This is a genomic window from Peribacillus sp. B-H-3, assembly GCF_048572925.1.
Taxonomy (GTDB): domain Bacteria; phylum Bacillota; class Bacilli; order Bacillales; family DSM-1321; genus Peribacillus.
This window is the reverse complement of record NZ_CP183879.1, coordinates 3,244,344-3,263,864: the sequence shown is the minus strand read 5'-3', so window position 1 is coordinate 3,263,864 and position 19,521 is coordinate 3,244,344. Positions and strand designations below refer to the sequence as shown.

General features: G+C 40.2%; 20 protein-coding genes. 15 read left to right on the top strand and 5 right to left on the bottom strand.

The window, feature by feature from the left end:
- Positions 1–106 precede the first annotated feature (106 nt).
- Positions 107–1,381, top strand: a complete 1,275-nt coding sequence (ltrA, locus tag ACN6MY_RS16205; protein ID WP_419881121.1) for a group II intron reverse transcriptase/maturase — start codon at positions 107–109, stop codon at positions 1,379–1,381.
- Between the two features lie 107 nt (positions 1,382–1,488).
- Here ltrA and ACN6MY_RS16200 read toward each other — a convergent pair whose 3' ends face one another.
- Complete coding sequence (locus ACN6MY_RS16200; protein ID WP_419881120.1) at positions 1,489–2,901, bottom strand: LysM peptidoglycan-binding domain-containing protein; 1,413 nt, start codon at positions 2,899–2,901, stop codon at positions 1,489–1,491.
- Positions 2,902–3,493: 592 nt separating this feature from the next.
- Between ACN6MY_RS16200 and ACN6MY_RS16195 the strand changes: the two genes are divergently transcribed.
- From ACN6MY_RS16195 to ACN6MY_RS16185, 3 genes are all read left to right on the top strand, one after another.
- Complete coding sequence (locus ACN6MY_RS16195; protein ID WP_419881119.1) at positions 3,494–4,081, top strand: YdeI/OmpD-associated family protein; 588 nt, start codon at positions 3,494–3,496, stop codon at positions 4,079–4,081.
- Between the two features lie 228 nt (positions 4,082–4,309).
- Positions 4,310–4,561: a DUF2535 family protein gene (locus ACN6MY_RS16190; protein WP_419881118.1), complete on the top strand. Its 252-nt coding sequence runs from the start codon at positions 4,310–4,312 to the stop codon at positions 4,559–4,561.
- A 277-nt stretch (positions 4,562–4,838) separates the two neighbouring features.
- Positions 4,839–5,681 (top strand): DegV family protein, encoded by an 843-nt coding sequence (locus tag ACN6MY_RS16185; protein WP_419881117.1) that lies wholly within the window; start codon positions 4,839–4,841, stop codon positions 5,679–5,681.
- Positions 5,682–5,938: 257 nt separating this feature from the next.
- On the opposite strand, the gene ACN6MY_RS16180 is transcribed toward ACN6MY_RS16185, so the two are convergent.
- The gene (locus ACN6MY_RS16180) at positions 5,939–6,700 is read right to left on the bottom strand and encodes a DNA polymerase beta superfamily protein (protein WP_419881116.1); all 762 of its coding nucleotides are present in this window, start codon (positions 6,698–6,700) and stop codon (positions 5,939–5,941) included.
- Positions 6,701–6,775: 75 nt separating this feature from the next.
- On the opposite strand from ACN6MY_RS16180, the gene ACN6MY_RS16175 reads away from it, so the two are divergent.
- Both ACN6MY_RS16175 and ACN6MY_RS16170 read left to right on the top strand, forming a co-directional pair.
- The gene (locus ACN6MY_RS16175) at positions 6,776–7,897 is read left to right on the top strand and encodes a nucleoside hydrolase (RefSeq protein ID WP_419881115.1); all 1,122 of its coding nucleotides are present in this window, start codon (positions 6,776–6,778) and stop codon (positions 7,895–7,897) included.
- 122 nt (positions 7,898–8,019) lie between these two features.
- Entirely contained in the window at positions 8,020–8,613 is a 594-nt protein-coding gene (locus ACN6MY_RS16170; RefSeq protein ID WP_419881114.1) for an SCO family protein, read from the top strand.
- A 143-nt stretch (positions 8,614–8,756) separates the two neighbouring features.
- Here ACN6MY_RS16170 and ACN6MY_RS16165 read toward each other — a convergent pair whose 3' ends face one another.
- Positions 8,757–9,260, bottom strand: coding sequence for a DoxX family protein (locus ACN6MY_RS16165; RefSeq protein WP_419881113.1), 504 nt, complete (start codon positions 9,258–9,260; stop codon positions 8,757–8,759).
- 369 nt (positions 9,261–9,629) lie between these two features.
- Between ACN6MY_RS16165 and ACN6MY_RS16160 the strand changes: the two genes are divergently transcribed.
- Positions 9,630–10,469: an SGNH/GDSL hydrolase family protein gene (locus tag ACN6MY_RS16160; RefSeq protein WP_419881112.1), complete on the top strand. Its 840-nt coding sequence runs from the start codon at positions 9,630–9,632 to the stop codon at positions 10,467–10,469.
- Positions 10,470–10,475: 6 nt separating this feature from the next.
- A complete protein-coding gene (locus ACN6MY_RS16155; protein ID WP_419881111.1) occupies positions 10,476–11,063 on the top strand; it encodes a YpmS family protein in 588 nt (195 codons plus the stop codon).
- A 31-nt stretch (positions 11,064–11,094) separates the two neighbouring features.
- On the opposite strand, the gene ACN6MY_RS16150 is transcribed toward ACN6MY_RS16155, so the two are convergent.
- Positions 11,095–11,841, bottom strand: coding sequence for a DUF4397 domain-containing protein (locus ACN6MY_RS16150; RefSeq protein WP_419881110.1), 747 nt, complete (start codon positions 11,839–11,841; stop codon positions 11,095–11,097).
- A 185-nt stretch (positions 11,842–12,026) separates the two neighbouring features.
- Here ACN6MY_RS16150 and msrA point away from each other — a divergent pair, with 185 nt between their 5' ends.
- From msrA to ACN6MY_RS16135, 3 genes are read left to right on the top strand one after another with little or no spacing between them, the layout of a single operon-like run.
- On the top strand, positions 12,027–12,569 hold the full coding sequence (gene msrA, locus ACN6MY_RS16145) for a peptide-methionine (S)-S-oxide reductase MsrA (RefSeq protein ID WP_419881109.1): 543 nt from the start codon (positions 12,027–12,029) through the stop codon (positions 12,567–12,569).
- Positions 12,559–12,987, top strand: coding sequence for a peptide-methionine (R)-S-oxide reductase MsrB (msrB, locus tag ACN6MY_RS16140; RefSeq protein ID WP_419881108.1), 429 nt, complete (start codon positions 12,559–12,561; stop codon positions 12,985–12,987). Before msrA ends, msrB begins: the two co-directional genes overlap by 11 nt.
- A gap of 56 nt (positions 12,988–13,043) precedes the next feature.
- Entirely contained in the window at positions 13,044–13,544 is a 501-nt protein-coding gene (locus ACN6MY_RS16135) for a PTS sugar transporter subunit IIA (RefSeq protein ID WP_419881107.1), read from the top strand.
- Positions 13,545–14,131: 587 nt separating this feature from the next.
- On the opposite strand, the gene ACN6MY_RS16130 is transcribed toward ACN6MY_RS16135, so the two are convergent.
- Positions 14,132–15,235 (bottom strand): GDSL-type esterase/lipase family protein, encoded by a 1,104-nt coding sequence (locus tag ACN6MY_RS16130; RefSeq protein ID WP_419881106.1) that lies wholly within the window; start codon positions 15,233–15,235, stop codon positions 14,132–14,134.
- Positions 15,236–15,458: 223 nt separating this feature from the next.
- Between ACN6MY_RS16130 and ACN6MY_RS16125 the strand changes: the two genes are divergently transcribed.
- From ACN6MY_RS16125 to ACN6MY_RS16110, 4 genes are all read left to right on the top strand, one after another.
- Positions 15,459–15,587, top strand: coding sequence for a YjcZ family sporulation protein (locus ACN6MY_RS16125; protein ID WP_419881105.1), 129 nt, complete (start codon positions 15,459–15,461; stop codon positions 15,585–15,587).
- 438 nt (positions 15,588–16,025) lie between these two features.
- Complete coding sequence (locus tag ACN6MY_RS16120) at positions 16,026–17,501, top strand: NAD(P)/FAD-dependent oxidoreductase (protein ID WP_419881104.1); 1,476 nt, start codon at positions 16,026–16,028, stop codon at positions 17,499–17,501.
- Between the two features lie 123 nt (positions 17,502–17,624).
- A complete protein-coding gene (locus ACN6MY_RS16115) occupies positions 17,625–18,599 on the top strand; it encodes a S66 family peptidase (RefSeq protein WP_419881103.1) in 975 nt (324 codons plus the stop codon).
- 165 nt (positions 18,600–18,764) lie between these two features.
- On the top strand, positions 18,765–19,115 hold the full coding sequence (locus ACN6MY_RS16110; protein WP_419881102.1) for a hypothetical protein: 351 nt from the start codon (positions 18,765–18,767) through the stop codon (positions 19,113–19,115).
- The last annotated feature ends 406 nt before the right edge of the window (positions 19,116–19,521 follow it).

Here is a 19,521-nt window from a genome sequence, read left to right as displayed (position 1 = left end):
AGTGACGAAAACTCCGAATGTGTTAATGGTGAAAATATGAGCGTATCTCAAAAGATAACTAAAAGGGAGTTAGCACTCACTACGTGAGAGGGAAGGAGAAACGAGTGTGGAACTTTTAGAACAAATTCTAAGTAATCAAAATATGAATGAAGCCTACTTACGTGTCTATAAAAATAAAGGTACAAGTGGGATCGATGGAGTGACAGTCGACGAACTAAAGCAATATCTGAAAGAGAAAAAGGATGAACTGCGTCAGCGCATCAGAACAAGAAAATACCAACCACAAGCTGCCTTAAGAGTGGAAATCCCAAAAGAAAACGGAAAGATGCGCAAATTGGGAATACCAACAGTAGTGGACAGAGTCGTTCAACAAGCCATTCATCAAGTTCTCAGTCCGATATTTGAAGAACAGTTCAGCGAATTCAGTTACGGTTTCAGACCAAAAAGAAGTTGTGAAATGGCGATTATTAAAAGCCTGGAATTTTTGAATGATAGTCATGATTGGGTAGTCGACATTGACCTTGAAAGATTCTTCGATACCGTCCATCACGATAAACTCATGCGAATTATATCCAACACAATAAAAGACGGAGATGTCATCTCGTTAATCAGAAAATACTTAGTCAGTGGAGTCATGGTGAATGGAAAATATGAAGACACACCTGTCGGTACTCCGCAAGGAGGAAACCTCAGTCCACTATTGAGTAATATTATGTTAAATGAACTTGATAAGGAACTAGAGATAAGAGGACTAAGGTTCGTGAGGTACGCAGATGATGCCCTTATCTTTGTGAAAAGTGAAAAAGCAGCGAACCGAGTAATGAACTCAATCGTGAGATTTATAGAAGAGAAATTAGGTCTTATAGTCAACGTAGAGAAGAGTAGAATCTCACGTCCAAAAGAATTAAAATTCTTAGGATTTGGGTATTATTACGACATTAAAAACAAGAGATATCAAGTGAAACCTCATCTAAGTTCGGTACAGAAGTTTCAAAGGAAGCTTCGACTACTGACAAAACGGAGCTGGAGTGTTCCACTAGACTACCGAATATTGAAACTAAAACAAGTGATACTTGGATGGGTAAACTACTTCAGAGTGGCAAATATGAAAAAGGTGACTAAACGAATAGACCAAAAGCTTCGCTCCAGAATTAGGGTCATCATCTGGAAACAATGGAAAGTAACGAAGAAACAAATCAAATCGCTTATTCAACTAGGGATTCCGGAGGAAGAAGCGAAAGGATTAACCTACTGTCGAAAAGGTTACCGATTCATAGGATTATCAAAAGTCGTCCAAAGAGCAATCTCAAACAAAAGACTAAAGCAGAGGGGAGTCCCCTCTGCTTTAGAACATTTTCTAAAAGTACACACTGTGATATAAATTGAAACGCCGTATACGCGATCCGTACGTACGGTGTTGTGAGAGGGGCGAAAATAAATGACTTATTTTCCCTCTACTCGATTTTGCTTTCTTCCCCTTATAGACATTCAGCGTTTTTCAATAATGAAGGTATCTGATAATAATGCCCAGTTTTGCGGAAAAGGATAGCCTAGTACCCAATAGCTGACTCCCCTTAATCCATAGGTTTTTACCAGATCGAACTTTGCTTTGGCACTTCTTGCATCTTCAAACCAGACTTCATGGCTCCTGCCAGAGCTGTCCTGGTAGTTGAAATAGGGAGATTGGGCGACTGGATTATACTTTATTGCTGCATTATATTTTACGGCCCTGCGGATTGCTTCCTGCATATCAAATGTTTCGGCCTCCTGTCCTTCTTTATGGGGAATAAGCCAGTCTCTGGCATAAAGCTGAAATCCCATTAATATCTTTTTTCCGGGCATGACTGTTACGGCATAATCCAATACACGCTTCATTTGATCCAGCGGTGATATGGCCTGCGGAGGCCCTTTTCGGTACCCCCATTCATAGGTCATGAGCACGGTAAAATCGAGAATTTTCCCATGTGCAGCATAATCATGTGCTTCAACTAAAGGCCCCTTTTGTTCCGAGCTGGTCTTCGGGGCGAGTGAAGAACTGACAAAGTAGCCTTCCTGATGCAATTTATCAGCAGCAAGCTTGAGAAAACGATTATAGAAATCCCGGTCTTTAGCCGCGGTATTTTCGAAATCAATATTCAAACCCCTGTAGCCTTTCTTTTTCATCACAGCAAGAATATTTACTAAAAGCTTTTCCGTTAATTGCATATCAGATAAGATGGCATGCGCCAGCTCGGTACCTGCTTCAGAAGAAGAAAAATTTGTGATGGACATGACCGGGACAACCCCATTTGACAGTGCAGCCTCAACAGTAGGAACATCATCAAGCGGCCCGAGGCTCCCATCTCTTCGCATCAGATAGGCAAACGGGCAAACAAATGTCAAATCGTATGCAGCTTCTCTCACGTCCCTTGCGCCGGCTTGGCCATACCTATTTGTAAATGCATTCACCTCGATCCGGGGTTTGGGTTTTCGTGGAATTTTGATGATTTGACCTTCTGATAGCACAGAAGAGCTTGAAAGTTTGTTGGCCTGCAAAAGCGATTTTACGCTTGTTCCATACATACCTGCTATTTTGTGGATAGAATCAGCTTTTTTCACCCTGTGAAAAACTGCCGGTATGCTAAGCTTCTGGCCGGGATAAACCTTTGATAAAGATGACAGTGAGTTGATTTGCAGAATTTCCTGGGGTGTAGTGCTGAAATAATCTGCAATACCATAAAGGGTGTTTCCTGGCATAACTTTGTAGGTAAGATATCGTTCTGGAATAAGCAGTGCCATGCCAATTAACAGCTTATCCGGATATTCAAGCGCATTTACTTCTGCAATTTTGCTTGCACTCACACGGTATTGCTGTGAAATGTGCCATAACGTATCGCCTTCCTGCACAACATGTATTTTCACTTTTTGCAGCCCTCCTTTTTTGCCTGTTTGCTTTCAATGTATTCCCCCGGCAGCCCGTACTATTCCCTTCTGCAAAGCTGATACCAGCTTGACGCTTACCGAAAAAATGCAGTTTGTAAAAAGCTCTTAATTAAGAAAGACAATAGTATTAGAGGTGTGTTTATGGCCGGCAGGAGCGTCTGCATTTCTAGTTAACTTAACACCAAAGCGCGGCTTTGCACCATTTTCATTATTGGAAATCAGAGTAGGCTTTCTGCCCTTACTGTTTCAAGTAATCTTTAAAAGCTGCAAGGAAATTGCTTCATGTTTGGCGAATATTCAATTATAGCCTTTCAAACTTTGTTGCTTATGGAACAAGGTGGTTGATTCCCGCTCCAGGATGCTCGCTATCCACGGGACGGGCGGTGAGACTCCCTTGAGCCTGCGGAGTCTCACCTGTTCCGCACATCTAAGCAGGAGTCTCGCACCTTACGCTCCACAACCTGACTAAACAATGGAATCGCCTCACAGAACATTAAAAAAACAACAATCTTTAAGAAAAGAGCCTTTTTAAAACACAAGCCAGCGAAGTATGGGAGAGAGGTGCTGCATAATGGGAAATGGCATGATAAATCCTCAGGTTGATGAGTTTTTAAGTAAAGCAAAAAAGTGGAAGGCAGAATATGAGGCAATGAGAAAAATCGTTCTTGATTGCGGATTAAGTGAAGAATATAAATGGAAACATCCTTGTTACACTTACGGGGGAAAAAATATAGTGTTAATACATGGTTTCAAAGAATATTGTGCACTTCTGTTTCACAAAGGCGCCTTGCTGCAGGATGCGCACGGGATTTTAGTTCAGCAAACGGAAAATGTACAGGCAGCGCGCCAGATCCGTTTCAGTGATGTTCAAGAAATAGCCAAAATGGAGATCATTTTGAAAGACTATATAAGGGATGCCATTGAAGTGGAAAAAGCCGGATTGGAAGTGGTTAAAAAGAATACTGAAATAATACCGGATGAACTAAAAACTACATTCAGTGAAATCCCGGCTTTGAAAACCGCCTTTGAACAATTGACTCCTGGCCGGCAAAGAGCCTATATTCTTTATTTCTCCAATCCCAAACAATCCAAAACCCGCCAGTCACGGATTGAAAAAAATATACAGCAAATTCTTGATGGCAAGGGATTGAATGATTAATCTATCGGGGATGAAGAACAATACTCAAACTTCTTAATAATCCCGGTTTAGTGTTCACATGAACTCACTTGACTATTAGTCCAGTATGGGAGGGTAACCGGGCCAACTGCCGGCAGCCATTATTATCGGGAAACAGGTAAGTGAAAAGTTATTTTTTGCAAAAGAAATACATTTTTTTCTTTTTTTGTGTATAATAATAATAATCGGTGGAAAATGAGGATTGATATTTTGCTTTTTAAAAACCTGGAGTTCAAAAATGGTATTGGACATAAGGTGAAAATAACAGATATCCCCGTCTTATTGCCAGGCGACCCCAATTATTTTATGGTCACCGCCAGGCTGGAGATGCTCATGAATCATGTTTATCGCAAAACGGATAGCCCAGTGAATTGTTCCTTTAAGGACTATTTAGCTGCCGTTTTAAGATGGCCGGATTATCAAAAAATGTTTTTAGAGGAACACTTGAAAAGCAATGCCTAATACTAAAAGACTGTCTTGACCAGCAGAATAGCCCAGAAGAAACAGCTTATTCAATATTCCTGAGCTGCCAGATTCCGGACGGTCTTCTGCTGGCCGGAGACGGTCTTTTTTTCTTATATATATAGGAGACTGTCTATATCACCGCTGTAATTATTGGAAATAAGTCTAATTCGTGAATTATAAAAATAAAACAGCCATTACACCATAAAATACAGTTTGAAAGCACTTGCCGAAAAGGTATAATACAATAGAATTGCCACCCGAAGGATGTGAAACATTGAAAAAAGTCAAAATTGTCACTGATTCAACAGCAGATATGGCACCAGCAGAATTTGAAAAATACGGGATCACAATGATTCCCTTATCAATTTCCATAGATGGGGAAACCTTTTTGGACAAAATTGAAATAGAACAAGAAGAATTTTTGATGCGAATGAGAAATGCTAAGGACCTTCCTAAAAGCTCCCAGCCTTCAGCAGGAGTTTTTTTGGATGTTTATAATAAGCTGGGCGAAGATGGCAGTGAAATCGTTTCAATCCATATGACTGGCGGAATGAGCGGAACAGTGAAAACAGCTGAAAGTGCCGCAGCCATGTCAGATTCGAAAGTAACGGTCATCGACTCAAGTTTCATTTCAAAATCACTGTCTTTTCAGGTGATAGAAGCTGCGGAAATGGCCAACGCTGGAAATACTGCAGCTGAAATAGTGGACAGGCTAGACCAAATCAGAAAAAATTCAAGCCTGATCATTGTTATTGATACACTGGAAAATCTGGTAAAGGGCGGAAGAATCGGGAAAACAGCAGCATTCATTGGATCATTGCTGAATATTAAGCCAATTGCGGAGCTTGAATCAGGAGTTTTGAATCCGATTACAAAGGTGAGAAGCCAATCTCAGGCGATTAAATGCCTTGTCAGCCGATTTAAAGCCGATACTGAAGGCAAAAAGCTGTCAGGAGTTGGTATCGTGCATGCCAATGGCTATCAGCTCGCTGCTAAAGTTAAAGATGCCATTTGCAGCATTACTGGTCTGGAAACGATCACTATTGAAGGTACTACTCCTGTAATCAGCACACACACAGGAGAGGGTGCAATGGCACTCATGTACTATTGGGATTAAATAATTCAATAATTCAATGAACCTCCTTCTAATCTATTCTGGAACTTTTTACAGGAATAGAAGATAGGAGGTTTATTTTTTTGCTGTTTTCGTATACTTTGCTGCTATGGAACATGGTGGCTGATTTACGCTCCAGAATGCTCGCGTTCCGCGGAGTCTCGCACCTTACGCTCCAATCAAACCGATTAACAATGGGAACGCCTCACCGAACGAATTAAAAACAACAATTCTTTAAGAAAAGAGCTATTTTAAGATAACTAAAGGTTCAATCCTTGTTTATTGATTCCTATTAATAACTGATTGATTTTTTTATAGTCAGGGAATTCCGGAAGCTGTGATTTTTCTAATGCAGCTTTTAAATGGCCATCATACATCCCAACCATTTCTAATGCTTGCTCAAAAGAAAACTTTCCATTGCGGCAGTCGAGAAGTAAATGCCTATTTGTTCTAAATGTACTGTAGTCGCCGGTTTCAAGGATTTCTATAGCACTTGTAAGAAGCCTGATGCTATGCATGAAAAATTTTGTATCATAGCCATAATCCTCTATCAAATCCTGCCTTCCAGAACCAGTGAATTTTTTATTTTTCAATTTTTGAATTTGAGAATAAGCATAGCCTCCGAATTTTTTCTGAATATGCTTTGATAAAAACAAATGCCGGTTATCAATTAATATCTGCCCCAATGGTGTTACTTTTAAATAATCACTTTGTTTCACAAAGAGGATATCAATATTATTTGGTACACCACCCATAGCATCTTTAACAAACTTATTGATATGAATGATATTCACATCAACATCATCTTTGGTATTTTTAAAATTCTTTCCGCCGCTTGTATTATATTCATTAAAAGATTCTAAACCTAAGTAGTACTCAGGAGGCGGAATGCACACGCCTTTGAAGTCCTTGTCTGATGTATCTGTGTTAGTTCCATACGCATAGCTTCCAGCAGGGGAAAGAATGATTGTTCTTTCTTCAAGCCATGGCAAATTAGTTGTTTGTAAGTCAAAATCACTCATTTTACACCCTCCCTGAATTCCGTATAATTTTACTTTTCCTCAATTACCTCCTGATTTACCTTTAGGGCATTCATCATGGTGCTGATCGTCACTCGCGGATCGAAAAAAGGTATAGGAGCCCGCTTCACATATTCCTTGCACCTGGTAGCCCTCAACTGGGATAAATCATTAAACGTTAAGTATGACATACATATATTAGGAGGAACTCGAGATAAGGCGGTGGGCAGGCTGAGTGAAAAAGTACTTTTTTTCGGCGATTTGGGCATCGATGATATATTTGCGCTTTTTTATGCGTACTATTCAGAAAATATTGAAGTGGTCGGTGTGGTTGCAGATTATGGAAATGTTTCGAAAGATGAAGCCGTTAAAAATGCCCGCTACCTTCAAAAAATCTTTAAAATGGATGTGCCTGTTATGGGAGGGGCCAGGATACCCCTGACAGGAAAAGAGCCGGAGTATTATCCGGAAATCCATGGTCTTGAAGGACTTGGGCCTTTGTCGATAGCGGATGAGCCTAACTCAACGTTTGAAAATTTCTTTGAAGTTGCACCTCTGATTGATAAGTATGCAGGGAATTTGACTTTAATCAACGTGGGCAGGCTGACATCCCTGGCCTCGGCATTTGTGTTTTTTCCTGAAACAATGAAAAAAATCAAAGATTTTTATATTATGGGCGGCGCCTTCAATTATCCCGGAAATGTTACCCCGGTAGCAGAAGCGAACTTTCATGGAGATCCGCTTGCAGCTAATATCGTATTATCCAGAGCTCCCAGAAAAGTCAGGATACTTCCACTAAATGTAACCCAAAACAGCATCATCACACCTTATGTGATGAATTATGTTATTTCTGAAATGAACAGCGGAAAAATGGAACCGGCAAAAATACTAAAACCAATGTATGACTTCTACTTCAATGCCTACAAAAAACAGATTCCTTCCATCCAGGGAACCCCGCTTCATGATTTAATGACCATGTGGGCCATTAAAGATAAACAATCCATTATATTCGCTGATGCTCCTGTAAAAGTGATAACTGAGGAAGGAGACGCATTTGGCCAAAGTATTGCAGACTTTAGAAAGATCAGGGAGAAGGCGTTATATCCTGTTCATAAAATTGCAGTCCGTGCCGACTATGCATGTTTTGTTAATTCCTTTGCAGAAACATTTATCAAAGGAAGCAACAGAAGTGCAAAATGAAAAAAGTCTTTTAAATGATAACCTCATCTTTTATTATCTGTTAAAATAATAAAAACAAGCCAAAATTATGCAGCCGGACATTTGGCTTGTATTAACAGTTGTATACATAAAGGCGGGGTATAATGAAAAAGCTGCAGGCCGTTTTCATCCTCATGGGAATTTTTGCTGTACTGCTTTTATCAGCTTGCGGCACGGAGGGTGTGCCAGGGGCCAAGAACTGGGATGTTGAATCCTTTGCATTTACGAACCAGGATGGAAATACAATTTCCAAGCATGATTTAAAAGGGAACGTTTGGATTGCTGATTTTATGTTCACGAGCTGCCAGGATGTATGTCTGCCGATGACAGCCAATATGGTGAAGCTCCAGCAAATGCTAAAGGAGAAAGGAATCAGGAATGTGGAATTCGTTTCCTTTTCAGTAGATCCAAAAACAGATAAGCCAGCTGTTCTGAAGGAATTCGGACAAAGGTTTAAGGCAGATTTTGAAAGCTGGAATTTTCTTACGGGGTACAAACAATCCCAGATTGAATCCTTTGCAAAAGACAGCTTTCATACCATTGTGCAAAAACCGGAAAATATGGATCAAGTCATGCATGGAATCAATTTTTACCTTATAGATCAAAAAGGTAAAGTCATTCAGTATTACAATGGTGTGAAAGGAACACCATTTGATGACATTGTAAAGCATATCAAAATATTGCAAGACAGCAACTGAGACAGGCTAACCCCTATTCCAAAAATTCAGACGAGGGAAAAGGGGTTAGCCTGTCTCACAGCAGTGGTTTTTCAAACAAATGCAGTTAACCGTTTAGATTTTAATTGTAAGAATTTTAGGCAGAGCAATTATCATAAAGATGTCTAAGCACTTTTTGCCATATACTCCACGTGTTTTCTTCCGGGGAATAATCTATGTAGTACCCAGCGGTCTGCTCCAACTTTTCCTGCATTCATGCCAGCTATGAGGATGAAAATCCCGATAATAATCATTTGCGGATTGGTGCTTACCGCACCTGAAAACATATAAGCAAAATTCATAGTGAGCCCCATAAACACAGAAAAAGAAGTTAATAAACCTAAAATCAGGCTAATCCCTACTAAAAACTCCCCCCATGGGACAAGTGTGTTAAAAAGTTCTATGTTTGGCAAGGCCAGTTCTTTTAAAAAGTCCCCCCACCAGGGCTGTACCACTGGATGTTCGCCAGAAACCTGTTTTAAAGCTCCTTGCATAAAACCTGCTGCATCAAAATTTCCGCTGATGATTTTCCCCCAGCCTGCTTTCATCCATTGTACCCCGAGATACAAGCGTATAATGGCAAGGACATAAGAGACATAACGGTTGTTCCTTAAAAACTCAATAAACATATAAATCCTCCTTCAAAATAAATCTAATTGATAACGATTATCATTTTCACACACTTACCCAAAGCGGTCAATATGAAAAAGGGATTAGTAAAGCAACTGTCCATGTAGTTAAATATGCCTGTAGTACAATTTTTCCGCTGAAATGCCTTCAAGCTCATACTGCCAAGACAGCAAAAAAAATTTTCAAATCCCACTTCTTTCCGAGGGTTTTACTTTGATTCATGACACCAAAAAAATATACAATAATCCTGATAACGATTGCAGATAATGATATTTTACCGAAATCAGTTAGGAAGTTTTTTATTCTTTTTCCGTGTTATAATAAAAAGAAGACTTATAAAGATTCTGCAAAAAAAGGAAGGTGGAGTTATGAGCAAAAAATTCACCTGTCTTTTAATATGCCTGCTATGGTTATCAGCTTGTTCACGTGAAGCAGAAACTCCTGCTGCTGCAAATAGCGAAGGACAAAAAAACAGCCTCACGCTGGATAAAAAAGAAGATATTCCGGCATCCTTTTTTCCGGATCCGGTCCAAATAGTTTCAATCGGCGATTCATTGACTGAAGGGGTTGGCGACAGTACAGATAAAGGGGGGTATGTTCCTTATCTGCAAAGACAGCTGGAAAAAGAGCCTTCCATCACCGCAGTTAATATCATCAATCACGGTGTACGGGGCAGCCGGACAGACCAATTGCTAAAAAGGCTCGAGCAGTCTGAGACAAAGCGTGATATCAAAAAAGCTGACAGTGTCGTTATTACGATCGGCGGCAATGATATCATGAAGGTAGTCCGCAATCATTTTTCGGATTTACAAATGGAGCAGTTTGAACAAGCAAGAATAGGGTATGAAAAAAGACTGGGGAAAATCATCAGTAAAGTCAAAGATGAAAATCAGCATGCACAGATTTATTTAGTCGGAGTTTACAATCCTTTTTCTGATTATCTGACATCTTTCAAGGAACTCGATGTTATCAGTGAAGACTGGAATAACAGCAGCAGAAAAGTGCTGCAGAAATTCCCTGACAGCCATTTTGTTGAAATTGAGGATATTTTCAGCAAGCATGGAGAAAAATTATTGTTCAAGGACGATAATTTCCATCCAAACGACAGGGGATATGAAAAAATCGCTTCCAGGATCTATCAGAATATGGAAGAAAACTCTTTAGGCGAGAATACATTAGAAGCAAGTGCCAAAGGGAATGAGGAATAACTGAACATGAAGAGCAAGAAGTGGAAGATTTTATTTATTACATTATTATCGATTAATGCAGCAGTGGTCATCTGGCTGCTGATTGCCATCAATCTGCCTGCTAAAGATGAACAGCCCCCTAAAAGCTATAGCAGGGAAAAAGACATTCAGTTTCAGATTGATACCAATAAACAAGATATGAATAGACTGATTAATCAATACCTTGAAAAGGAAGGTCTGAGTGATGGCCCCCTTCACTATGAAGTTTATTTGAATGATGATGTGGAGTTATACGGAAAACTCCCTTTTTTCGGTAGGGAACTTCAGATGAAGCTTGCATTTGAACCGCTGGCACAAAAAAACGGGGACTTGGTGCTGAAGCAAAAATCCATCTCTGTCGGACAGCTGAATCTGCCGGTTTCTTATGTAATGAATTTCATTAATGAAAGCTACAAAACCCCGGATTGGGTCAATATCCAGCCTAACAATGAAATGATATACGTCTCCTTAAATGATATGAAATTAAAAAGCGATGTACATGTTAAGGCAAAAACCTTTGATTTAAAGCACAACAGAATATCATTTCTTCTCAATGTACCTTCTATAAATCCATAAAAGAACCGGATGCTCTCCGGTTCTTTTCCATTTAAGGAGCCAGGAAAAGCGGCTCTAAACCAGGCGATCCTTGGCTCAGACCAATAAGGTAGAGAGAATACGGCGTATTTTTAATTAGCGTAATTCCATCAAGTGGCAAAATTGGTTCCTTGGAGCCTGCAGCCCTGACCTCGAGATCCACTGTCATCGGAGTCAGCCCTAAGTACTTTGTAGGCTTGCGGTAGGCAGCATTTGAAAAAATGACATCCCTGCCTTTCACGGCTATGTCAACCTTCGGAGAATCTGGAGAAAGATGGATCACCCTCAATTTAGTTTCATCATTCGGCACGTGCGGGTCATCTTCGATCACTGTCAATTTCAACGTTTTTGCTTGCCCTGTGGCTGCAAGTGTATAAAGCTTGCCGCTTTGCGGGCTCACTTTTTGGCTTAATACGGTTTGTACCTGCTGTCCTGTGGGATAAATATCAATCTGGTAGGTTCCTTCTGGAAGCGACATGTAATTACTGATATCCCTATATGGGAAGTTTTGAAGGATCCGGGTTTCATTCACATATACATCTACATTCGGTGCATCGGGGGAAGCATGCAATACCCGGACTCTCGCAGGTATACTGTCTGGCTTTGCACCCTGTAAGGCACGTATATGGGATGCTGCCTGATTCATACTTTTTAAATGTTTATAATAATAGTGCACAAAAAGATCCGGGTTGCTGTATTTATAAAATTGTGACAGCTGATCATACAGCACTGCATTATATAGATACTTATTATTCTGCATAACTTTTTCACTCCAATTCATATGGCCTTTACGTACTCAGCATATGCGGCTTGCGGTAGGCTGGTGTCATGCAAAATCCATGAGCAGCACGCATATTGTTTTACATACTCATAAAAAGAGGATAAAATCTTAAGGATAAACATGTAGTTTGCAGTTTAGATCTGATCGACGCAAGGAGGATATTAATGACAGGATCTTTTGAAAAGGCAACATTTGCGGGGGGCTGTTTCTGGTGCATGGTCAAGCCATTTGATGAGCAGCCTGGTATTCAATCAGTCATTTCAGGATATACAGGAGGAACAAAGGAAAATCCGACCTATCAAGAAGTGTGTTCTGAAACAACAGGCCACTATGAAGCTGTACAGATTACATTTGATCCTGAAGTTTTTCCATATGAAAAGCTCGTAGAATTATTCTGGCAGCAAATTGACCCTACAGACGCAGGCGGCCAATTCTTTGACCGGGGCAGCTCTTATCAGACTGCGGTCTTTTACCATTCAGAGGAGCAAAAGGAAATCGCGCTGCGCTCAAAGGAAAAGCTGGATAAAAGCAGACGCTTTTCAAAGCCGGTCGTAACACCTATTATACCAGCTAAAGAATTCTATCCTGCGGAGGAATATCATCAAAATTATTATAAAAAGCAGCCTCAGCATTATGCATCTTACCGTTTTGGCTCGGGCAGGCAAACATTCTTGGAAAATAAATGGAGGGATATCAATGAAAAATAAAGAAGAGCTAAAAAAGAAATTAACGCCAATTCAATATGAAGTAACACAAAATAGCGGAACAGAGCCAGCTTTCAGAAATGAGTTTTGGAACCATAAAGAAGAAGGTCTGTATGTGGATATCGTTTCCGGAAATCCTTTATTCACGTCAAGAGATAAATTTGATTCCAGCTGCGGCTGGCCAAGCTTCACTAAGCCGCTTCAAGATGAAGAAGTAATCGAAAAAAATGATACGAGCTATGGAATGATTCGTACAGAAGTGCGTTCTAAAACGGCTGATTCACATTTGGGCCATGTATTTAATGATGGCCCTGGTCCTTCAGGGCTTCGATACTGCATCAATTCAGCGGCACTTCGCTTTGTACCAGCCGCGGATATCGAGAAAGAAGGATACGGGGAATACAAAAAATTGTTTCAGTAATGGATGCGGATGAAATTTAGCCTGTTGCTTTAAGCTGTTTTGAGGAGGGAAATTGTATGTTAAGGAACTTATTTGGAAAGAAGGACAAAGAAGAGAAAGAAATTGTTTTATTTGCTCCAGTGAGCGGAAAAGTGATACCTCTTGAAGAAGTAAACGATCCTGTTTTTTCTGAAAAGATGATGGGAGACGGACTTGCTGTTGATCCTGATGAAGGGGAAGTAAGGGCCCCTTGTGACGCAGCTGTTATTCAAGTTTTCCCGACTAAGCATGCAATAGGCCTTAAAACTAAAAATGGTGCAGAAATCCTGATTCATATAGGGCTGGATACTGTGAATATGAGGGGCGAAGGCTTTGAAGCATTCGTGAAAGAGGGAGATACCGTTAAAAGGGGCCAAAAGCTTGTAAGCTTTGACACCAGCTTGATAAGAGAAAAAGCGGCAAGTACGGTCATTCCCATCATTATCACCAATGGAGAAATGGTTCAGAACATCGAGAAAACCAGCCAGGCGGCAGTTGTGAGCAATGAAACTTCCTTTTTAACCGTAACGATGAAATGAGACAAAAAAACTGTCTGGTAATGGGACCCGAAAAGTGTCTTTAAAGGGTAGCCTGTGTTAAAATGTGCGGTTGATTTGCACTGCAGGATGCTTTGCTTTCCGCATGGTTTTACCTGTCCCCGCTGATCCCGCGGGAGTCTCGCACCTTTTGTTTCAATCAGCCTTAAGCTATTAAACCACTATCATTAACTAAATAAAAAAGCCAGATTCCTTTTATTTTAGGGATTTGGCTTTTTTATATCGTCTCTATGACCATGATTCAAAAGGATATTGCAGGACGCGGTCTTCTTAGACTTTGATCCTCTGCAAGGCGCTTCCGCTTTTTGTTTAATCCAGCTGCAGCGCCTAGCCCGCTGTGCAAAAGATGTTTTGTCCTCAGAAGGCAAAGAGCGCCTTCCAAGGCCAAAACCCTATTTGCTTAGGCCCCCAGGATGGGGGTCACAAAGACGTTGCGGCAGGAAGCGGCGTTTTTAGTCTTTGATCCTCTGCAAGGCGCTTCCGCTTTTTGTTTAATCTAGCTGCAGCGCCTAGCCCGCTGTGCAAAATCCTATTTGCTTTGCGGGCTGACCAGGCGCTTCCGCTTTTTGTTAATACGTGTTTTTATTGGTTATTATTGAGGAAATCCTGATTATGCTGTTTTTGGTTTTGTTGTTGGCTGTTTTGCTGCCGGTGGTTTCAAATCTGACTGTATGGTGTCCGTTTGATAATTGGCTTGTGATATAAAGCGGTCTGTTTCTTTGGAAGGGCCACCAGGTGCTCATTACTGTGACAGGCTTGCCGTCAATGAATACTTTTATCTCACCGCCGTCAGGGCTTCTCAGAAGATTAACACCCAGCATATTTCCTGTGAATGAATACTCCAGAAAATCTCCCTTTTTGCCGCTTATATAATAGCGACCATTCTTGATAAATCCCTTTTTATTTATTATTTGCTTTTTCGTTGAAAATAGAAGATCAGGATTTTTATAAATGGAAGAAGAAAGGACAGCTATTTTTTTATGTTTGGCCGCATTTAATTTAATTACCTGACAGATGCTGTCAGCATATAACCTGTATCCTCGGGCATTTGGGTGTACAAGGTCCCTCGTCAGCTTTTCTGCAGGAAGGCCGGTTTGTTTGAATACTGGTCTCATATCTATATTGACTGCTTGGTAATGCTTTGATACAAGTGCTATCTGCCGTGCAAAATCTTCATAAGCTAAACAGCTTTCTGTTAGTGTAATAATCTCAGCTGATGGATAATCCTTTTTCGCTCTTCTGATCAGGGATTCATATATCTTTCCGAAATCATCCCCATTCATATATTTCCTGTCATTCTCCCCAAACACAATAAAAATAAGATCTGGTTTGGATACAGCAGGCTGGCTGCTAAGTTTATATAAACCTTCAAAGGCAGTTGAACCGCTTTGAACAATGTAATCGCCTTTCATGTCAATATGCCGCTCTTTATACATCTTTTTTTCCATTAGCTTAAACCATCTTTGTGATGCATGATCAGCTCCAGAACCCCGTCCGATGCTGTCGCCTATTACAAGATAGCGGATAGGTGTGTGATGATTGTATTTTTCATACACATTCTCTTTTTCTTGAAATCCGTAGGTTTTTTGCTCTTTTTGAAAAAACAAGGAACCTGTTAATAGTGCCAGCAAACTCATAATAATAAAAGGAACCAGAATCGCCCTTTTTTTCAATTCACTCTTTGCCCCCATATAAAAGTAATAAGGTTACAGCTGGTATATTTTTGCTGATTTGCCTTTCGAGTTCATTATTATATCTCAAATCTCGCCAACCTGAAAGAAAAATGTAATGTTTTTTTAACCTTAATGAAAAATAGGCATTCGCACAGTCCAGAAAGGGCGAATATACATATGGTAAGGATGTAGAGAGGTTGAGAATAAAAAAGGAGTGATTTTCATGTACGGATATGGATATGGCGGCTGCGGATATGGATATGGAGGAAGCGGATTTGGTGCGAACTTTGCATTGATTGTAGTATTGTTCATTCTTTTAATCATTATCGGAGCATCCTTTTGCTGTCCTTAACGGTTTGTAATAACAAAAATGTACACCAGCCTTTTTACGAAGGCTGGTTTCTACATGTACCAATCATATCCTTTGCAGTTGCCCTATTAATCTGCGGAAAAATCTGAAAAGAAGAGATAAAATCATTTTTTTATAAATACGTTCTATATTTATAGTTTGTATAACGAAAAATACGAACAATTTAATTTTAATACATATTATAGTTCGTTTTTTTCTTGACCTCTCTTGAGAAGTTTGATATATTTACCGAGGGATAAAGCAATCATCCATCAGTTGTGAGTTTAAAAACATTCACTGATAATCATTTGGGAAAATCAGGCTTTTAAAGCCGTTAACCATCCGCTATACTTCTTCGTTCAGCTTGAAGTATGAAAACGCAAACTTTACTGCCCGTGAGAGCGGGAAATAAGATCCATTTTCTCCTGGGAGGAATTTATAATGAAAACCAATTATGATGTAATCGTGGTAGGAGCAGGTCCTGCAGGGATATTCACCTGCTATGAGCTAACATTGAAAATGCCCGAAGCAAATATTTTGCTGATAGATAAGGGCCATAATATATATAGAAGAAATTGCCCGATACTTGAGCATAAAATTGAGAAATGCCCACCTGCAATTGGAAGAAAGGAATTTGCAGGGTGCCTGCCAGCATGTTCGATCACGAATGGTTTTGGCGGTGCCGGTGCCTATTCTGACGGAAAATTTAACATCACAAGCGAATTTGGCGGCTGGATGACAGATTATTTGCCAGATTCAGAGGTCGTCAATTTAATAAAATATGTCGATGAAATTAACTTAAGCCATGGAGCCACACATACTATTACCGATCCGCTTACAGATAAGGTAAAGGAAATTGAAAAGCGGGGATATGCTGCAGGATTGAAGCTGCTTCGCGCACAGGTTAGGCATCTGGGTACAGAGCAAAACTTGAAAATCATGCAGAGCATATACGAATACTTAAATGAAAAAATTGAAATGGTGTTTAAAACGGAAGTAGAAGATTTGATCACAGAAAAGAACAGCGAAGGAAACCATTTTGTAACAGGCATACAGCTTAAGTCAGGAGAAAGCATTACCGCAGGCAAGGTTGTTATCACTCCTGGCCGTGATGGGTCGACATGGCTGAGCAGGATGCTGAAAAAAAGACGTCTTAAAATGATTAACAACCAGGTGGATATCGGTGTCCGCGTAGAGACGTCAGATATTGTCATGGAAGAAATCAATGAAAACCTTTACGAAGGAAAGTTCATTTTCAACACATCTGTCGGCACTACAGTCCGGACCTTCTGCAGCAATCCGTCCGGACATGTGGTTGTGGAAAATCATTCAGGAATCATGCTTGCCAACGGCCATGCATACAAAGATCCGAAGCTCGGCAGCAGAAATACGAATTTTGCCCTTCTTGTATCACATACTTTTGCTGAACCCTTCGATAAGCCAAATGAATATGCACATGAAGTTTCACGCCTAGCAAATGCGCTTTCGAGCGGAGGTCTGATTGTCCAAAAGTATGGAGACATCCTTAAAGGCAGGCGGTCTACTGCAAAGAGAATTAAGGAAGGTTTTCTTGAACCGACATTAAAAGAAGCGGTACCTGGCGATCTAGGACTGGTGTTGCCTTATAATACGATGAAGAGCCTGATTGAAATGACTGAAGCATTAAATAAGGTATCTCCGGGACTTGCTTCTGAACATACCCTGTTTTATGGAGTGGAAGCGAAATTTTATTCTGCCCGTCCTAAATTAAATGATCGTTTTGAAACAGAAATTTCCGGATTATATGTTGGCGGTGATGGTGCAGGGATAACAAGGGGGCTTGCCCAGGCAAGTGCCTGCGGTGTCTGGATAGCAAGGGACATTATCGAAAAATCACAAAGTGAAAAAAGCCATAGACGTACGGTGCTGAGCCATTGAATGCGGAACTAATATATTGAAAAGAGGGTGGGACTATTTCCATCCTCTTTATTTTGGAGTGCTGTTCTGTTAAAATAATGCAGCTATATATGAAAGCTATTAAGAGGGATAAGGGAGATTGCAATGACAAAATTAAAGGTCGGAGATGAAATCAGGATTATAGCTCCCTCCAGGAGTCTTGCCATTATTAAAGGCGAACAGCGGAGAATTGCTGAAGAAAGATTAAATAAAATGGGATTCGCCGTAACGTTTGGAAAGAATTCCTTACATCACGATGAATTTTTCTCGAATTCTATTGAAGATAGGATAGCAGATTTGCATGATGCCTTCAAAGATCCTAATGTAAAAGGAATCCTGTCTGCAGCTGGCGGATATAATGCGAATCAGCTGCTGGGATATCTCGACTTTGACCTTATAAGAAGCAATCCTAAAGTATTCTGCGGATATGGAGATTCTACAGCGCTGAGCTTGGCTATTTACAAGAAGACAGGGATGATCACATATTCTGGACCGGATTTTTCTTCGTTTGGCATGAAATCTTATTTTGACTATACAGTGAAGCATTTCGCAAAAGCTATTATGATCCAAGAAGAATTTGAACTTGATCCAAGTGACATCTGGAATGATGAATCCTGGCTTTTGGAGGACGAACAGAGGGTAATGCATGAAAATCCCGGGTATCATGCTATATGTGCTGGAGAAGGAGAGGGTGTGATTATTGCCGGAAGCTTAAGTGGAATAAACTCACTGCAGGGAACAGAATACATGCCTTCTCTTTCAAATAGTATTTTATTTCTTGAAGAAAACGAAGAAATGCATCCGCCTGCTTTTGACCGGGGGCTGCAATCTCTTCTGCAGCATCATGAATCATCCGGCTTGAAAGGGCTGGTGATTGGACGCTTTCAAAAAGAATCCGGCATGACTGATTATGCGCTTCAGAAAATTATAGACAGCAAGAAAGAATTGCACGGACTGCCCGTCATTTCAAATGCAAGCTTTGGCCATGTGCATCCATTTGCAACCATCCCAATTGGAGCCAAGTGTTCAATGCGGATTAATATTAATAATAATGCGGTGATAAAAATTTTCTCTCATTAAATCAACGGGCTGACTGGGTGCCGGATTGCAGCATGAACTGTTTGAAAGTACATGACGGGAAAATTCAGAATATATGAAATTGAACCATTACTTGGCTTATTGTACATTATAATTATTTTTTTGATATACTAATAGAAGAGAAAAATTAGAAAAGGTGATTACGTGTTGTTAAGAATACCAGCTTCAATCCGTTTAACAGGAGTACTTGATTCATATAAGAAAAAGGGAAGGGTAAGCCATACATGTTTTGTATGCGGCCAGGATACTTCAGCAGCTCTTTCTCATACTGAAAATGGCGAGAACGGCAATCAATATTATAAACTGGGCACTAAAAGTGTTTGCATTCCTTGTGTCCAAAAAGTGTTGCGCCACTCATCATTAAAAAAATACGAATATGTCCACACACAAATGATAAATAAAGAGGCATTTTACAGAGATACCCTTGCTATCCTAAAAGATGCAGATTTCTTGGCAGGCATAAAAGAAGTCAATGCCGAACCTGCCTTGTCGCATTAAGCGCACTGATACAATGTATGGTTTAGAGGAAGCGGAATAAGAGATAAGGCACTGATTATTACCGGACACCTTATTCTCAAATGATTATAATAAAGAATTGGAGAAGCAGTTCGCAGTGCGAGTTGCTTTTCTCTTTTTTGCTTTGTTATAGTTAGATATTTGATAAGCCTTTTATTTTATGTATCAGCATGATTCACGAAATATCTAGTGCCATAAAAGCCCCTGCTGCCCGCAAAAGGAAATGTCCTTTATGCGGGCAGCGGGGGCTTTTTCTGGCCTGTTGTTTCCGTTACATTGCTTCAGAGTTCCTAGTCTTGCTGTTAGCCTGTTTAAGTGTATTGAGCGTATTGATCATTTGGTCTAAGTCGTTAAAGCTCGAGCTGATTACTGTCTATCTCTGATTCCG

What these genes read in the sequence shown, in the direction of transcription:
- ACN6MY_RS16195 (WP_419881119.1), top strand. Translation starts at nt 3,494, where the DNA reads ATGGGAAATGGCATGATAAATCCTCAGGTTGATGAGTTTTTAAGTAAA.
- ACN6MY_RS16180 (WP_419881116.1), bottom strand. Translation starts at nt 6,700, where the DNA reads ATGAGTGATTTTGACTTACAAACAACTAATTTGCCATGGCTTGAAGAA.
- ACN6MY_RS16175 (WP_419881115.1), top strand. Translation starts at nt 6,776, where the DNA reads ATGGTGCTGATCGTCACTCGCGGATCGAAAAAAGGTATAGGAGCCCGC.
- ACN6MY_RS16170 (WP_419881114.1), top strand. Translation starts at nt 8,020, where the DNA reads ATGAAAAAGCTGCAGGCCGTTTTCATCCTCATGGGAATTTTTGCTGTA.
- ACN6MY_RS16165 (WP_419881113.1), bottom strand. Translation starts at nt 9,260, where the DNA reads ATGTTTATTGAGTTTTTAAGGAACAACCGTTATGTCTCTTATGTCCTT.
- ACN6MY_RS16160 (WP_419881112.1), top strand. Translation starts at nt 9,630, where the DNA reads ATGAGCAAAAAATTCACCTGTCTTTTAATATGCCTGCTATGGTTATCA.
- ACN6MY_RS16155 (WP_419881111.1), top strand. Translation starts at nt 10,476, where the DNA reads ATGAAGAGCAAGAAGTGGAAGATTTTATTTATTACATTATTATCGATT.
- ACN6MY_RS16150 (WP_419881110.1), bottom strand. Translation starts at nt 11,841, where the DNA reads ATGCAGAATAATAAGTATCTATATAATGCAGTGCTGTATGATCAGCTG.
- msrA (WP_419881109.1), top strand. Translation starts at nt 12,027, where the DNA reads ATGACAGGATCTTTTGAAAAGGCAACATTTGCGGGGGGCTGTTTCTGG.
- msrB (WP_419881108.1), top strand. Translation starts at nt 12,559, where the DNA reads ATGAAAAATAAAGAAGAGCTAAAAAAGAAATTAACGCCAATTCAATAT.
- ACN6MY_RS16135 (WP_419881107.1), top strand. Translation starts at nt 13,044, where the DNA reads ATGTTAAGGAACTTATTTGGAAAGAAGGACAAAGAAGAGAAAGAAATT.
- ACN6MY_RS16125 (WP_419881105.1), top strand. Translation starts at nt 15,459, where the DNA reads ATGTACGGATATGGATATGGCGGCTGCGGATATGGATATGGAGGAAGC.
- ACN6MY_RS16120 (WP_419881104.1), top strand. Translation starts at nt 16,026, where the DNA reads ATGAAAACCAATTATGATGTAATCGTGGTAGGAGCAGGTCCTGCAGGG.
- ACN6MY_RS16115 (WP_419881103.1), top strand. Translation starts at nt 17,625, where the DNA reads ATGACAAAATTAAAGGTCGGAGATGAAATCAGGATTATAGCTCCCTCC.